The following is a 14,681-nucleotide window of genomic DNA, read 5'->3' as shown; positions in this document are numbered from 1 at the left end:
GGCGGCTGGTTTGGTTCCTTGCGAACCGCACCGGCCGCCGTCGTTCTTTAACGGTTTATGCACATGGGCATGTCTCCCCATCGCGGGTGTTGGCTGGTCCGCCTAGGCTGGGACCAGACTTTTCATTGCTCGCTTACAGGGGGTTTCATTGGCTGGGTTCTATGGCGCTGATATCGCGCAGCTTCGCAGTCTGGCAGGCGTGATGGGCAAAGCTGCCGACGCCATCAGCCTGCAGAGCACACAGTTGTCCAACGCGATCAACTCCACCACCGCGTGGCAGGGCCGCGACGCCACCGTCTTCAAGGGCGATTGGAATTCCCAGCATCGGCAGAGCCTGGTCAAGGCCGCCAACATGCTGCGCGAGAACGCAAGCCAACTGAAGAAGCATGCCAACCAGCAGGAGTTCGCCAGCCACAATGATGGCTCCGGCACATCGGTGGGTGTCCTCAAGGACGTTTATGACACCGCAATGGGCGTCAAGGGCGTGGCCGCCCCGCTGTGGACGGCTTACAAGTACCTCAAGCTTGGCAACGCCGAATGGGTGAAGACGCGCGAAGTCCTCACCAACTGGCGGGCAGGCGGGACTGTGGTGCGCGACGCCATGACGGCACTGCGTAATGGGGAGAAAGTCACTGACGTCCTTACCGACCTCAAAGCCAATATCCCTTACAGCCAGGCTTTCCAGGATGCCAGCAAGTTCTCCAAGGGACTGCGGGTGGCCGGAGCATTGGCGGCACCGCTGAACATTGTGGGCGGCATCAGCGACATCATCAACCCCCAGCATGACGGTTGGCGCGGCACCGGTGACCGCATTGCCGGTGGCCTGTCCGTAGTGGGCGGCGTGGGGAGCATCATGCTCATGACCGCTGGCGGTGCTGCTCTTCTGGGCCCAATTGGCGCTCCCATTGTGATTGGCGCCGGCATTGTTGCCGGTGCTTGGGCTCTGGGCAACCTCGTGGCGGACAACTGGGACTCCATCAGCAACTTCGCCCGCAATCCCGGCAGCTACATCGCCGATGGCGCCAAGGAGGTGGCGGGCTTCGCCAAGGACGTAGGCAGTAAGGTGGCAGACGGGGTCAGTGACGCCGCCAAGTCAGTCGGAAACTTTGTGGGAGGGATATTCGGATGACCACCAGCACCATGAAATGGACCCAACGGGACATTGAGGCAGCATCCAAGGTTTTGGCAACGGCCAGCGCAGTTGGCGTGCCTTTGCCCACGCTGACCGATGAAGAAGTTGTGGCCCTGGACGGTGTTCAGCACGAGCAACTGGTTGCCCTGCCATGGCTTTCTGCCCAGGATGCCAGCAAGGAATTGATGTGCGCTATCGCCCTGCGCGGCCTGTTGGCCAAGGAACTCGTGTACCCGGTGCTCTTCGAGGGCGAAACTGAGCCTTCGCGCCTGCACGCCACTGAGGAAATCACCGGAACGCTCACCCTGCGCCGCAGTGGCAGCAGCGTTGTCTCCGTGGAACGTACCGTCTCCACCGGCAAGCGTTGGCTTTACGGCTACCTTCACGTTCAAGGCGTCCTGCTCGAAGAAGTGGACGAAAGCGGCCTGCACGGTTTCACTGTGGTCACCCGCGATCAACTGGTTCCGCGACTGGCCGAGTTCGTGGATCCCCAGCAGTCGGCGGCAAGGGATACCGATCCCGCCCTTTACACGGAAGCTCAGTTCGAAGCACACGCTGCAACTGCGTTGGCCGACACTCAAGCTGCAAGCAACGTGGTGGCATTCAACTCCGACACCAACGATTTCCCCACAGTTACCGTGTACACCGGCCCGTCCGGCGTACACGTGCTGACTCCACGCGTGGAGGGCTCCACAACATCCGATCTTCCGGAGCAGGGCGGACCCGTGACCTTTGAATTGCAGGAAACTTCCGCTGCTTCGCTGGCCCGCATTCTGGGCGGGCTGGCGGGCTTGGCCTGACGTTCCCTCCCAAACGCGCCGCTCCCAAGGCCATATCCCGTCGTCGAGCTGAAAGCCATTTATGAGCACTCCTAAGCCCACAACTTCCACTGGCTTGGTGGATCCGCTGACCGGACGTGCCGTGCGCCGCCACACGGACACAGGCACGTATTTTGTCAAAGCGTCCGGGACAGCCCACTTCTGGGGGCGGGTGTTGGATGCGGTGGTGTTCCTGGTGGGCTACCTGGTCCTGGCCGTGATTGTTGCAGTGGTCCGGGAATCCATGATGAACAGTGGCTCGGCCCTCGGATACAACGACGCCCTGTGGCTGACGCTCTACGTAGTCCTGTGGTTTGCGGGGTTGTATGTCTACGGCATGATCTGGGGTTCCGTGGGCAGTGTGGGCGACGCCGCGGCGGGCATGCGCTCCGTGCGGATCAAGAACGGCACGACGGCGGGGGCCTGGTTGGGCGGTTGGCGGGCCATCTGCTGGTCCTTCTTCCCGTTCTTCGTGGTGATGCTCATCGCTTCGGCAATAAGCGGCGGCGGGGATGACACGTGGGACCCGAAGTTCGCAGCCATTGACCGGCGTTCCGGCATCGCCCAAGGCCAGCAGCCGGTCCCGGACCCCAAGGTAGCGGCGGCAGAGCAGGCGGCCGCCACTGATCGGCAAAACCTGCCCAACCTCTACGGCCAGCGCCCGGATGCACGGCCGTAATTGGCTGGTTCGCCGGGTTGAGCGCAGGCTCGGTCCTGAGCTGGGGCAGCTGCGCTACATTGCCTCCTCACGGAAGATCTTCTGGAGGATCCTGCTCCCATGCCTTGCTGTGGGTTTCGTGTTTGGGACCATCGCCGAGTTCGTGAGCCCCATCCGTTCCACCAGGGAAGCCGGACACTTCAACGATCCCGCGTTTTTTGCCCTGACCAGCGTGCTGACAGGACTGGTGCTGTGGGCTATGTCCCTGCTGGGGAGCTTCCGGAAGTTACTGGTTTTTGATCGCGGAATGGTGGCCAAGTACTCGCAGAAGCACACCACTTTGGTGATTCCCTGGCATGACATTGTGCCCGTAAGCATCAAAGCCGTGACCACGGCTGACGGCACTGATCCCGGCCATAGGCTAGTTGCCAGCCGCAAGGTTTCCCTGGGCGCCGGAGGCCGTAGCGCAGTGGTTTTCCAAGCCCGCGGCACCTTCTGGGTATTCGCCGCGGACCAGGACCCTGCCCCCTTGGTGCTCGCCATCCAGGGGGCTATGAGGGATGCCGGCATACCGGACGCCGCGAGGACAGCGGCGGGTGCGCTGCCCGCCGTCGTACTGACGGGGCGGACGGCGCTGGACTGAGCCGTTTTGCCCGGCAAGGGGCAAATTTGGCTCTTGCAGACCCGCTACCAGCCGGTAGCATGTGATCCACTATGTTCACTCTGACCATCAACCAACGCGACAGCCGCCGCGACGGCGATCTTGTGCCGCAATTGCTCAAGGACCTGCGCCACATTCCTGCCCGGCTCGACTTTGACCGCTCGGTTGAAGATGAGGTGCAGGGCATTGTGGAATGCAGCCACCAAGCCGTGGAAACAGCCTTGATCGCGCTCAGGACCGGTCAGTGGTACGTGGGAATCGGCGTAGGGCCCATCAACGAGCCTCTGCCCAACCTGGTCAAAGACGCGTCGGGACATGGCCTCGTGTACGCGCGGCGGGCGGTGGATCGTCTTCGCAACGGCAAAGAACGTGTCCCCGTGGCAGTTGACGGCCCCCTTGCTGCGCTTGCTTCAGAAGCGGAAGCTGTTCTGCGGCTCCTGGGGCACATTGTGCAGCACCGGAGTACAGCCGAATGGCGGGTGCTGGATCTACTCACGCCCGGTGTTCGGGGACAGCAGAAAGCTGTTGCCCAGGAGCTTGGTATCACCACACAGGCAGTGAGCAAGGCGCTGGCACGTGCGCAGTGGGCAGAGGAGCATGCCGCCCGCCCGGCCGCCGCCCGTTTGCTTCAGATGATTCTCGAAGTGCGCTGACCGGATAAGTGACAACCAGGAGAGCCCATGCCCTACACCGTTGACTTCAAGACTGTTTCTACCGTCGGCCTGGAATCGTCGCCGGTTGCTGAGGCTGCCGCCGGGTTGCGCGCCAACGAGGCCCGGTACTTCCAGAACAAGTACAACCATGTTTTCGTGGTGAGTCCGGCCAGTGAGGTCCCGGAGGTAGTTGACCGCGTCAGCCGGATCCTTCGGGAAGAGCGGAACATTGTTATTGGGTCCCGGCCACTGGAAGCCACTGCCTTCCAGGTGGAGGACCTGCATATGGCCTACGTCTTCTACGAGTCAGGCCTGGCCATCAACGTGATGTACAGCCTCGAGGACGGGAAAAGGGCCGTGGGTTTCAAGCTGGCCGACGGGATGGAGATCCCCACCGAGCTGGAAGAAAAGTTCAAGTTTGCCCGGCAGAAATCAAAGCTTGCCGGGGTTATCCGTGGTTCCTACTTTGTCATCAAAGGCGAATACCCACCGGCTCCCACCCAGACGCAGAACCAACCCAACTAAGTAGCAGATCAGGTCGTTCTGAGCCGTCAAAACGACGCCAACTGCTACTCAGTTGGGTTGGCGGGGCGCGTTACTGGTTGCTGACGTTGTCCTTGGCCGTTTGCGCACGGTCCTGGACGTCAGCGGCAGCTGCCTGACCTTCATCCTTGACGTTGGCTGCGGCTTCCGTGGCGCTGTCCTTAACGTTCTGCATCGCATCCTGAGCGGGTTCGCGCAAGTGCTCAGCAACTTCCTGGGCTGCGTGGCTCAGCTCGTCCGTGAAAGGCTGGGCAGCGTCCTTCAGAGCCTGGGCAGCCTCGCGTTCCTTATCTGACGGCGGAATCAGGGCCGAAACCAGCAAACCGGCGCCGAAAGCGATCAGTCCGGCCGCAATGGGGCTGCCTTGGGCCTTTCGAGTGATTGCCTGAGGGGCGTCACTGATGTCCGAAACCACCCCGGACACAGCGTCCCCCGCGTGGTGCGCTGTTTCGCTGGCACGGTATTGGACGTCATCACGTGCACCGAAGACGGCGGTCTTGATCTTGTCCACCCGGCGGTTAACGATGTGTGAAGGCGTGACCTTGTCAGCTACGGCATCCACGTTGGTGCTGAGCCGCCGGCGAGTTTCTTCGATATCGGCGCGCAGGGCGTCGGGGTTCTGCGTCATCGTGTCTCCTCAGTGTTCGGTTTCAAAGCGGGGGGTATTTCCTTGACTGTCTCAGCAGTCCTGGGCATGCCTTTGATGGCGTTCAGTTCCTTGCGGCCCATGGCAGCAAGGATGGCCGCAACAATTCCCCAGATGACCGCAACGATCACAGCGGACCAACCGAGGCCAACCAGCTGGCCCAAAGCCCACCACAGGGCGATGGACAGGAAGAGTACGGTGATGTGGCCGGCGTATGCAGCACCGCCCAGCATGCCGGCACCCTTCCCGGCCTTGGTGGCGGATTCCTTGATTTCCACCTTGGCCAGCTCCACTTCCTGGCGCATCAACGTTGAGACGTCGCGCGTCAGGTCGCTCAGCAGCTCACCGAGAGGAAGGTTTTCCGCTTTCTCATGGGCTGTTGTGTGAGGCAGGTCGGCGGGACTACTCATCGGGAACCTCCGTACTGGGGGTCATCCGGGCGCTCCAGACCGTCGGGATCGTTGGGCCCGGCAAGCGGATCACCCTGGGCTTTGACTCCGCCGGCGTCCGTCTCCGGGTAAGGGAGAGTGGAGCCGTCGTATCCGCCCGTTGTTCCGGCGTCGTATCCGGTAGCAGCGCCACCAGTTGCTACCCCGGTGGTGGTGGCTGAACCGTAGCCGGCGGTGGTGGTTGTGGGCCCGGGAAGGTCCACGGCGGGAGGCGGTACTGCTCCACCCTGCGTGGGATAACCCTGCGTGGGGTAGTAAGCGGCGCGCGGTGTCTCAGTGGTGGCTGTGGTTCCACTGGACGTGCCACCTGCAGGTGAGTTGTCTGCCATGCCCCGGCCGAGGCGGCCTGCAATAACACCGGCACCGGCAGCGAGCAGCAGGAACGTACCTGGCTTGCGGCGCGCGAACCCCTTGACCTCGTCCAGGAGTGATCCGGGATCCCGGCCTTCCAACCACTGGGCGATGGAGGATGAACGCTGGGCTGCCTGCTGGACAAGGTCCGTAGCAACGCCACCGTTTTGGCTGGAGTTGGCCATGGTGGACAGTTCATCGGAGATTGATCGCAGACCTTCGGCAACACGCTGCTGCTGGACCTGGGCTTGATCGGTGAGTTCACCCTTGGTCTGCGTGAGCAACTGGCGTGCATTCACCTTGACCTCGTGGGCTACGTGGCCGGCCTCGGATTTGGCGGTTTCCACCACACCACCAGCGGCATCCGATACTGCCCCAGCCACTCCCGCAGCTTCTTCCTTGGCGGTATCTACCTTGCCGGAATGGCCCGCACCGGTCCCCGAACCCGTGGGGGTTCCACCGATTCCGGTGGTTCCGGCAGTTTGGGTCTCAACGTCAGGTGAGTCGAGGTAGCTTCCGGAAAATGGCTCGGTCCCTGAATGGGCTCCGGTCCGTGGCGCCGCGAAGCTTCCGTCCTGCGGCGATTGGCTCTCAGTCATTGTCGCTCTCTTTCCACAGTTGGCAGGCTGCGGACAGCAGCCGGGATAGTAAGTATCGTTACTATCAATGGGTCTGTACCCGCTTGCCCCGGTTCTAATCGCCCAAATTTCCAAAAAGATGCTGTGCCCCACATTCGCCGCTTTCCACTCGACAGCGGAGGGCTAACCTGTCAACGTAGGTTTGATGAGCCAACTGCCCAACAGGCGACGGCTGATTCCCGCGCTACGAAAAACCGTGACCCGCCACCGCCTCTTGTTTGCCGCCAAAACGGCTGTTGCAGCAGGCCTGGCCTGGTACCTCGCACCGTTCATGCCCGGCCCAGCCGCCGAGTATCCGTACTATGCGCCGCTGGGTGCGCTGGTAAGCATGCACCCCACCGTGGCCGACTCCGCCAAACATGGGCTGCAGAGCCTGGCGGGGCTGGTGCTGGGAATCGGCATGGCCTTCGCCATCACCACCGTGGCCGCCCCTACAGCTTTGGCGGTTGCCGTGGTGGTGGGACTCGGTGTCCTCATCGGCGGCTTTCCCCGGCTGGGTACGGCATCTGAATGGATACCCATGGCGGCACTGTTCGTGCTGGTACTGGGCGACTCCAACGCGGAGGGTTTCTCCTTCGCCTACGTCCTCCAAATGGGCTTGGGAGTCACGGTCGGATTTGCCGTGAATTGGCTGATTTTTCCCCCGCTGCACCTGGACGAAATCGATCCCGCAATTGCCGGCCACCAAGGCGCACTTTCCCGCCAACTCAAGGACATGGCCCGGGCCATGGAAGAGTCCTGGCCGCCCAACCATGAGGCGTGGGCCAGCCGCAGCGACGAACTTTCGCTGACAGCGGCGGGCGTGCGGACCGCGGTTCATCAAGCGGAACTGAGCGCCAAAGCGAACCCCAGGTCCCGGCGTCGTGCAACCCGCCTACCGAGCGACCTCGCCGGCCTGCGCACTCTTGAACGGCTCACTTTCCACGTCCAGGACATTACCGACGTCCTGGCCAGCGCCATCTGGGAGGAGGGTGCGGGGACCGTCATCCCGGATGCCGTGGTGGCCCCGCTCTCTGAAGCCTTGGAATCTGTGGCGGAGGTGGTGGATCATTGGCGCGACGCGGAGAATGGCGAGCTGGCCAATCGCCTGGCACGGGCAAAGGACAGCATCGGTGCCCTGAGCGACGCCGTGGCCGAGGCCGCCGCTGACCAATCACCCGTGAACGCCCCGGCGTCGGTGGCCATGAGTCTGCGCCGGATCCTCACCGTGGTGTTGTCCGCCGAATAACGGCTTACCTTGGCTTCAGCGGAGGCGAGGCCTCCCTGCCCTTTCCTGCACCAATCCCGTCCAGCATTTCCGCCAATGACTCCAGCGAGGAATGCTTGGGGGACCAGCCCAGGAGTGTGTGCGCCCGGGCCGTATCCATGATGGGTGCGTTGGCGGCCATGTCCACCCACCCGCCGTCGGTCACCTGCAACCGGAGTCGCCAACTGACCTCGACGACGGCGCGCAGCACCGCCAGCGGGAACGGCATCACCCGCCGGGCGTTGAGTATCCAGGCCAACGCGTTGGGGTCGATGACCGGCTCGGCGGCGATGTTGAAAGCGCCTTCGGCCTTCCGCTCCAGGACGCGCCAATAGGCGTCAGCGACGTCCGCGGTGTGGGCTGCCTGGAACACCATCTCCTTGGGGATGGCCAGCAGCGGCAGCCAAGGTTTACGCGGAACCAGCCGAGGCAGGACACGGCCCAGGAAGTAGCGCCCAACCTCGCTGCCTCCGCCGGCACTGAACATCAACGCGGGGCGGAGCCGTGCCACCACAATGTCCGGGTTTTCCTTGGCAAAGCCGTCCAGAAGCCTCTCCTGAGCTGCCTTGTCCACGCTGTAATGGGAACTGCGGATGCCTCCGGTGGGCCAGCCTTCCTTGGTCCGCTGGTCTTTTGGTGCCGGCGAATACGCTCCCACGGAAGACGCGCACACCACGTGCCCTACTCCAGCTTTGCGCGCGGCGGCGAGTACGTGGGCTGTTCCGGCCACGTTGGTCCGGCGAAGCATCTCCCGGTTGTGGTTCGGTTGAATCAACCATGCCAGGTGAACCACAGCATCGGCTCCTGCCAAAGCTGATTCCAGAGCAGGCTGATCCTCGGCGGCGCTAATGTCCAGGGTGTGCCATTCCACGCCGTGGTACGGGGCGGCGTCCTGGTCAGGTTGCCGCCGTACAACGCCCACCAGTTCAAGGTCCGCGCCTTCTTCGGAGCGTGCCCTTTGGAGCCGCTTCAGCAATTCCGTGCCCCCGTGTCCTGTTGCACCGGTGATTACAATGCGCATGCCCGTCTCCTTAGGCCTCTGGCGCTTCGCCTGTGGAACGGATTCGTTCCAGGACAGCTGTGGTGGAGTGCTCCGGCACGTAGTCCAGGATGGTTACCGTGCCGCCATAGCGTTCCACGGCTTGGGTCTCCTGGAGCATCTCCGGTGTGTAATCCCCGCCTTTGGCGTAAACGTCCGGCTGGAGGAGATCTATCAGCGGTATGGGCGTGGGGGTATCGAACACGGTCACATGGTCCACGCAACTCAGTGCGGCGATGACTGCCGCACGATCAGCCTCGTGGTTGACGGGCCGGTCCGGGCCTTTGAGCTTCCGCACGGACGAATCACTGTTCAGCGCCACCACCAGGACGTCCCCCAGTTGCTTGGCTTGGTTGAGGTAGCGCGTGTGGCCGCGGTGAAGGACGTCAAAGCACCCGTTGGTCAGCACAATCCGTTTGCCCTCCCGGCGGTGCTCCTCCACTTGGGCGGCCAGCTCAGCGTCCGTCAGGGCTGTATCCGCGAAACCACGGAGGTGCTTTGCCAGCTCATCAGTGGTGCAGACCGAGGTGCCCGGCCTGTGCACCACCACATCCGCGGCAGCTTGGGCCAGATCCACGCTGGTGGTCAACGGCAGTCCCGCGGCGCGGGCTATGGTCAGCGCCGCCACGAACGTATCTCCGGCACCGGATGCCTGCTTTTCCGCCTGCGGCCTGGCCCACGTCCGGTGGGTTGCCGGTTGTGGCGATTCACCGTTGGGCCGGATGGTCAGCGTCCCCTCCCGGTCCAAGGTCACGACGACGGCGGCCGCGCCTGAGGCGCGCAGAAGCTGGTCCGCGTGGGCTTCCACGAAGGGGCATCTGGCTGCTCCACCCGGGAACTCGGTACCGAGCAGCCTCGCCGCTTCCTGCGCATTGGGGGTGGCCAGATCAGGCCTAAGGTTGGCCCAGCGTCCGGGATAGTGTGCGTCCACAACTACCAGCGTGTTCTGCCGGGCCGCCGGAAGGCCGGACTCCATGTCCCCAGGCCGGGATCCCTCGCTCCGCGGACCCAAATTATCCAGCAGGGCCTCCCTCACCGCCCCTTCCAAGGCGCCCGCTCCATAGTCGCAGAGGACCACGGCAGACGAGCCCGGGAGGGCAGCGGGAAGCGCAGCGGCCATGCGGCGGAGGCCGTCAGCGGGGATCTCAGTGGCGGTATCGTCCAGGCGCAGCATCACCTGGCCGCCGCTGCTGACCCTGAACTTGGTGGTGGTGGTCATGTCCGCGTGGGACACCACATGGGAGACGTCCACGCCTGCGGACCGGAGCTGGTCCAGGAGCGTCTGGCCCCCGCTGTCCTCTCCCACCAGCGACACAAAGCGCACTTCAGCCCCCATCGCGGCAAGATTCATTGCGGTGTTGGCCGCACCTCCAGGGGCGAAATCCCTGCGCCGGACCTGCACCACAGGGGCCGGCGCTTCACGGCAGAACCTTTCAATGGTCCCGTCCCACCAGCCGTCCAGGATGGAATCGCCAATGACCGTCACAACAGGGCGTTCCGCGGCCAAGCGACCCGGCAACCAGTCGGCCAGGCCCTCTTGGTGAGCCAGGCCCGCTTGATTGGACGGGCCGTCCGGATTGGACGGGCCGTCCAGATTGGACGGGCCGTCCAGATTGGATGGGCCGTCCTGATCAGATTGGCCGTCTTGATTGGATAGGCGTGCCATGGGGTACCTTCCGATTGGGCTTACAGTTTCCTGTTCCCCTCAGGTACCCCTAGGCGCGGTCTTCACACGCCGGGTCCGGGAGTTTCCGTACGGAACCACGGAGGCCGGGCTTTTCGAAAGAAGCAGCCTGCCATCTTTGCCAGCGAAAGGAATCATCCATGGAAAAACCGTTGACGACTCCCAGCCCCGGCGTTGGTCCTGTCCTGGAAAAGTTCAGCAACGTCGCTTCAATCGCAGTGCTCAGGGGAGGTGGGCTGGGGGACCTGATTTACACCTACCCGGCGCTCTTCGCCCTGAAGAACGCGTATCCCAGTGCGTCCATCACGCTCCTGGGTACGCCCATTCATGCCGCAGTGGTGGCAGCAACGCAAGGCCCCGTTGACGCCGTCGAGATGCTGCCCGTAGCGCGTGGAGTCCATGACGGTCCCCGAAACGGCGAGCGCTTTGAGGATGACGCGGAGGATGTGGCAGCGCAGGAGGCCTTTTTCGAGGCGATGCGGGCCCGGGAGTTCGATGTTGCGTTCCAAATGCATGGTGGCGGACGGTTTTCCAATCCTTTCCTGCTTCGTCTTGGTGCACGGCATACAGTGGGCACGCGCACCAAGGATGCGGAGCCGCTGGAGCGGAACCTGGACTACATCTATTACCAGAATGAGCCGGACCGGTGGCTGGAAGTGGCGGGTCTCGCCGGAGCTCCGAGCATCATCTCCCCTCTCCTGCTCCCCCGGCCGGAGCATCAGCAGAACATTGCGGGACTTCGTGACCCGCAGCGGTCTTCGCTGGTAGTAGTCCATCCCGGTGCCACCGATCCGCGGAGGCGCTGGCCGGCGTCGTACTTTGCTGAGGCTGCGGCTGGGTTGGCGCGGGAAGGCGCCCAGGTGCTGGTGGTGGGCGACAGGTCTGAGAAGGCCTTGGCGCAGGAAGTGGCCGAAGTGGCGGCCCGGCATTTGCCGGGAGCGGAGCACCACGCGGTGCGTTCGGTGGCAGGCGAGCTGGAGATCGGGGACTTGGCCGCGCTGCTGGCGGATGCAACAGTGATGCTCGCCAGCGACAGCGGGCCCAGGCACCTGGCGCAGGCGCTGGGGACGCCGACGGTAGGAATCTTCTGGGTGGGGAACGTCTTCAACGCCGGGCCGCGCGGAAGGAGCATGCACCGCGTGCACATGTCCTGGGTAACTCAGTGCCCCCGCTGCGGTGCGGACATTACCCAGGTGGGATGGACGGCACCGCACTGCGGCCACGACGACACCGTGGTGAGCGGCATCGCCGTGGCCGATGTTGTTCAGGACGTGCTGGACCTTACGGCCACGAGCCTTCTTCTGCGGGGCAGATAAGGAGTTCGCGGACTTCGCTGCCGAACGGCTGGGAGAGGGCGAAAACTACTGCCTGCGCCACGTTGGCGGGGTCGTTCAGTTTGGAATCATCTTGGGGCTTGTACTGTTCATCGCGGTCGTCAAAGAAGTGGGTCTTCATGCCACCGGGGATGATAGTGGTAACGCCGATCACTCCCCCGGTTTCTGCGGCCAGGGCACGGCTGAAGCCGATCACACCGAACTTTGAGGCGCAGTACGCTGTGGCGTCGGGAAGCGCCCGCAGGCCCAGCGTGGAGGCGATGGTAATGGCCCTGCCGCGGGATCCTTTCAGATAGGGCAGTGCCGCACGGACTACGGATACCGTGCCCAGGAGGTTCACTCCAATGACCTTTTCCCATTCCTCTGCCGGGACGTCTCCCAACTTTCCGCAGCGGTCAATGCCCGCAGCGGTGACCACGCCGTCCAAGCCACCCAGGGTTTCGGCGGCTTCCTTGACGGCGGCTTCCACGGCCTCCCGGTTTGATACATCCACTTCCAGGGCTTTGGCACCGGCTACGTTGCTGACGTCCCGGTCAAAGACGAACGGTGTTCCGCCGGCGTCGCGGATTGCCTCCACGATCGCGGCGCCAAGTCCGGAGCCGCCTCCAGTGACGATGACGCGGCCGGGTGTTTGCGTGTTCATGCGGTTCCTCTCGGTTGTTGCTTGCTTGTTGTCAGCTGACCTTGGCCAGTGCTGCAGCCAGGCCGCTGGTGGAGCGTGCCGGGTGGAAGGGCACAGTGACGCAGCGCCCTCCCCAGCCCGACACCAAGCGGGCTTCCGGCAATTCTTCGGGGGTGTAGTCGCCGCCCTTGACCCAGATATCGGGCCGGATTTCCCTCAGGCAGGCCTCGGGGGTGTCCTCGCCGAAGACCACCACGGCGTCAACGCATTCCAGCGCCAGCAGTAACTCGGCACGGTCTTCCACGCTCACAATGGGCCTGTGCGCGCCTTTGAGCCGACTTACCGATTCATCAGAGTTCAGGTACACGATCAGGCAATCACCCATGCTGCGTGCGGCAGCCAGCGTCCGGGCGTGGCCTGCGTGGAGGAGATCGAAGCATCCTCCGGTGGCCACCACCGTTCCGCCCCTGCTCCGCACGGCTTGAGCCAGCCGGATGCCGTCCGGTTCCAGCTCGCCGGGGTCAAGGAGTTCCAAGCCTTTAAGTTCGACGACGGGGCTCACCTTGGTTGCCGGACTCACCTTGGTTGCCGGGCTGGGCTCGGTTGCCGGGCCGGGCGCGTCTTCCACCACCGCCAGCGATGCTGCTCCGCCCGCGGCGAGAAATGCTGATGCATCCTCCACGGCCTTGGTTGCCGCCTGAACGAGGCCAAGCCCCCGGCCCAAATGCAGGGCGAGGCTGCCGGCCAGTCGGTCACCTGCTCCGCAGGGATCACTGACGTTGGTCCTGGGAGCGGGGATGCCCTGCGCCCACTCATCGGCTGAGAGCAGGAGTGCCCCGTCTTCACCCCTGGTCACCAGAACGGCGGTGCTCCCCCACTTTTCGAGCAAGTACCGGCCGGCTTCTTCAGCCCCTGTCCGGGCCGGATCCAAGCCGCCCGCTTTCGCTGAGGTCAGTGCCTCGGCGAGGTTGGGCGTGACAACCGCGGCTCCCGCAACGGGTTGGGAACCGGCAGGATGCGGATCCCACACCACGGGCACGCGTTTGGCGGCTTCTGCGAGCGCGGCGCGGATGTGGGGGTTGGCTGTGATTCCCCTGCCGTAGTCAGCCACCACAATTGCCTCCGCTGAGGCTATTGCTGCGAGCATGTGCTCGGTGGTGGCCGGGACGGGGGCGGGGGCGCACCCTTGATCGAACCTGACCATGGGATGTGTGCCTATGCGCACGCGCGTCTTGGTAGGCGTAGGGGCCAGCGGGGCGCCCGCAAGCACAGCCACACCTGTCAGTGCCCGCCGGAGGTGGCTTGCGCCGTCGTCGTCGGAGAGGGCGGTGACCAGAGCAACGTCATGACCGTCCTGCGCGAGCACGGTAGCTACCAGCCCGGCACCACCTGCACGACGCCGGACGTCGGCGACGTCCACCACCGGCACCGGCGCGTCGGGGCTGAGCCGGGTTGCGGCCCCGTTGATGTCCACGTCAAGGAGGACGTCCCCCACTACCGTGATTCTCATGGCTGCCCGCCCCCAACAGAGTTTGAGCCGGCCCGCCGGGCTACCTCTGCGTCAAAGGCCCGGCATACGGCATGGATGGCGATGAGGTGTCCTTCCTGGGCGTTTGCGGAGATGGCGTCAACGGTGACGGCTTGATCGCAGGCGTCAGCCAGCGGGTTGGGACCGGCACCGGTGAGTGCCCACGTGGTGATTCCGCGTTCCTTCGCGGCACGCACCGCTTTGAGCAGATTGGGGCTGCGGCCACTGGTGGACAGGAGGATGAGGACATCACCGGCTCGGCCGTGTGCCCTGACCTGACGTGCGAAGACCTCTTCATAGCCGTAGTCGTTGGAGAGTGCGGTGACTGCGGAGGACTCTGCATGGAGGGAGATTGCGGAAAAGGGTGCGCGCTCTTCATCGAACCTGCCCACCAGCTCCGCCGTGAAGTGTTGTGCCTCAGCTGCTGATCCGCCGTTGCCTGCTGCCAGCAGGCGTTGCCCGGAGAGCAGCCTCTTGGCCAGCACCGTTCCCCATTCGGACAGAAGTCCGGACTGCGAGCGCAGGGAATCCAGTGCGGGAAGGACGTTGTCCAAGTGCTTGGTGACCTCGGCGGTGTGGTTGGAGTCGGCGGGATCGGGAGTCCATCGTGCCGGAACGCTGTTCGGGGCGGCGGAGGAAGGGGCGGTTTTGAGGGTCACGGAGCCTTCAGCAGTCACAG

Annotated in this window: 16 protein-coding genes; 8 read left to right on the top strand and 8 right to left on the bottom strand. The window is 63.9% G+C overall.

Annotated features, from left to right (window positions below; genetic code table 11):
• Window positions 1-148: 148 nt before the first annotated feature.
• The 6 genes from ABI796_RS00700 (at window position 149) to ABI796_RS00675 (ending at window position 4,447) form a co-directional block, all read left to right on the top strand.
• Complete coding sequence (locus ABI796_RS00700) at window positions 149-1,129, top strand: hypothetical protein (RefSeq protein WP_141282728.1); 981 nt, start codon at window positions 149-151, stop codon at window positions 1,127-1,129.
• Entirely contained in the window at window positions 1,126-1,932 is an 807-nt protein-coding gene (locus tag ABI796_RS00695) for a hypothetical protein (RefSeq protein ID WP_141282730.1), read from the top strand. The genes ABI796_RS00700 and ABI796_RS00695 overlap by 4 nt, the downstream gene beginning before the upstream one ends.
• 61 nt (window positions 1,933-1,993) lie before the next feature.
• Window positions 1,994-2,629, top strand: coding sequence for an RDD family protein (locus ABI796_RS00690; protein WP_141282732.1), 636 nt, complete (start codon window positions 1,994-1,996; stop codon window positions 2,627-2,629).
• Window positions 2,616-3,251, top strand: coding sequence for a hypothetical protein (locus ABI796_RS00685; protein WP_141282734.1), 636 nt, complete (start codon window positions 2,616-2,618; stop codon window positions 3,249-3,251). Before ABI796_RS00690 ends, ABI796_RS00685 begins: the two co-directional genes overlap by 14 nt.
• Window positions 3,252-3,322: 71 nt before the next feature.
• Window positions 3,323-3,922 (top strand): hypothetical protein, encoded by a 600-nt coding sequence (locus ABI796_RS00680; protein WP_141282736.1) that lies wholly within the window; start codon window positions 3,323-3,325, stop codon window positions 3,920-3,922.
• A gap of 27 nt (window positions 3,923-3,949) precedes the next feature.
• Entirely contained in the window at window positions 3,950-4,447 is a 498-nt protein-coding gene (locus ABI796_RS00675; RefSeq protein ID WP_141282738.1) for a phage tail protein, read from the top strand.
• Window positions 4,448-4,517: 70 nt separating this feature from the next.
• Here ABI796_RS00675 and ABI796_RS00670 read toward each other — a convergent pair whose 3' ends face one another.
• From ABI796_RS00670 to ABI796_RS00660, 3 genes are read right to left on the bottom strand one after another with little or no spacing between them, the layout of a single operon-like run.
• On the bottom strand, window positions 4,518-5,093 hold the full coding sequence (locus ABI796_RS00670) for a DUF3618 domain-containing protein (RefSeq protein WP_141282740.1): 576 nt from the start codon (window positions 5,091-5,093) through the stop codon (window positions 4,518-4,520).
• Window positions 5,090-5,521 (bottom strand): phage holin family protein, encoded by a 432-nt coding sequence (locus ABI796_RS00665; protein WP_141282742.1) that lies wholly within the window; start codon window positions 5,519-5,521, stop codon window positions 5,090-5,092. Before ABI796_RS00665 ends, ABI796_RS00670 begins: the two co-directional genes overlap by 4 nt.
• On the bottom strand, window positions 5,518-6,510 hold the full coding sequence (locus ABI796_RS00660) for a hypothetical protein (protein ID WP_174754495.1): 993 nt from the start codon (window positions 6,508-6,510) through the stop codon (window positions 5,518-5,520). The genes ABI796_RS00665 and ABI796_RS00660 overlap by 4 nt, the downstream gene beginning before the upstream one ends.
• Window positions 6,511-6,694: 184 nt before the next feature.
• Between ABI796_RS00660 and ABI796_RS00655 the strand changes: the two genes are divergently transcribed.
• On the top strand, window positions 6,695-7,777 hold the full coding sequence (locus ABI796_RS00655) for an FUSC family protein (protein WP_246095724.1): 1,083 nt from the start codon (window positions 6,695-6,697) through the stop codon (window positions 7,775-7,777).
• Window positions 7,778-7,781: 4 nt separating this feature from the next.
• Here ABI796_RS00655 and ABI796_RS00650 read toward each other — a convergent pair whose 3' ends face one another.
• Both ABI796_RS00650 and rfaE2 read right to left on the bottom strand, forming a co-directional pair.
• Window positions 7,782-8,816, bottom strand: coding sequence for an NAD-dependent epimerase/dehydratase family protein (locus tag ABI796_RS00650; RefSeq protein WP_141282744.1), 1,035 nt, complete (start codon window positions 8,814-8,816; stop codon window positions 7,782-7,784).
• Window positions 8,817-8,826: 10 nt separating this feature from the next.
• The gene (rfaE2, locus tag ABI796_RS00645; protein WP_246095725.1) at window positions 8,827-10,500 is read right to left on the bottom strand and encodes a D-glycero-beta-D-manno-heptose 1-phosphate adenylyltransferase; all 1,674 of its coding nucleotides are present in this window, start codon (window positions 10,498-10,500) and stop codon (window positions 8,827-8,829) included.
• Window positions 10,501-10,658: 158 nt separating this feature from the next.
• Between rfaE2 and ABI796_RS00640 the strand changes: the two genes are divergently transcribed.
• Window positions 10,659-11,834, top strand: a complete 1,176-nt coding sequence (locus ABI796_RS00640; protein ID WP_170224882.1) for a glycosyltransferase family 9 protein — start codon at window positions 10,659-10,661, stop codon at window positions 11,832-11,834.
• Here the strand turns inward: ABI796_RS00640 and ABI796_RS00635 are convergent.
• The 3 genes from ABI796_RS00635 to ABI796_RS00625 are packed head-to-tail and all read right to left on the bottom strand — an operon-like array spanning window position 11,800 to window position 14,679.
• The gene (locus ABI796_RS00635; RefSeq protein WP_141282746.1) at window positions 11,800-12,495 is read right to left on the bottom strand and encodes an SDR family oxidoreductase; all 696 of its coding nucleotides are present in this window, start codon (window positions 12,493-12,495) and stop codon (window positions 11,800-11,802) included. The genes ABI796_RS00640 and ABI796_RS00635 overlap by 35 nt on opposite strands.
• A gap of 31 nt (window positions 12,496-12,526) precedes the next feature.
• Window positions 12,527-13,984, bottom strand: a complete 1,458-nt coding sequence (locus ABI796_RS00630) for a PfkB family carbohydrate kinase (RefSeq protein WP_141282748.1) — start codon at window positions 13,982-13,984, stop codon at window positions 12,527-12,529.
• The gene (locus tag ABI796_RS00625) at window positions 13,981-14,679 is read right to left on the bottom strand and encodes an SIS domain-containing protein (RefSeq protein ID WP_373093021.1); all 699 of its coding nucleotides are present in this window, start codon (window positions 14,677-14,679) and stop codon (window positions 13,981-13,983) included. Before ABI796_RS00625 ends, ABI796_RS00630 begins: the two co-directional genes overlap by 4 nt.
• Window positions 14,680-14,681 lie beyond the last annotated feature (2 nt).

Source organism: Paenarthrobacter aurescens (genome assembly GCF_041549525.1).
In the GTDB taxonomy this organism is placed as follows: Bacteria; Actinomycetota; Actinomycetes; order Actinomycetales; family Micrococcaceae; genus Arthrobacter; species Arthrobacter aurescens.
This window is presented reverse-complemented; position numbering and strand designations above follow the sequence as displayed.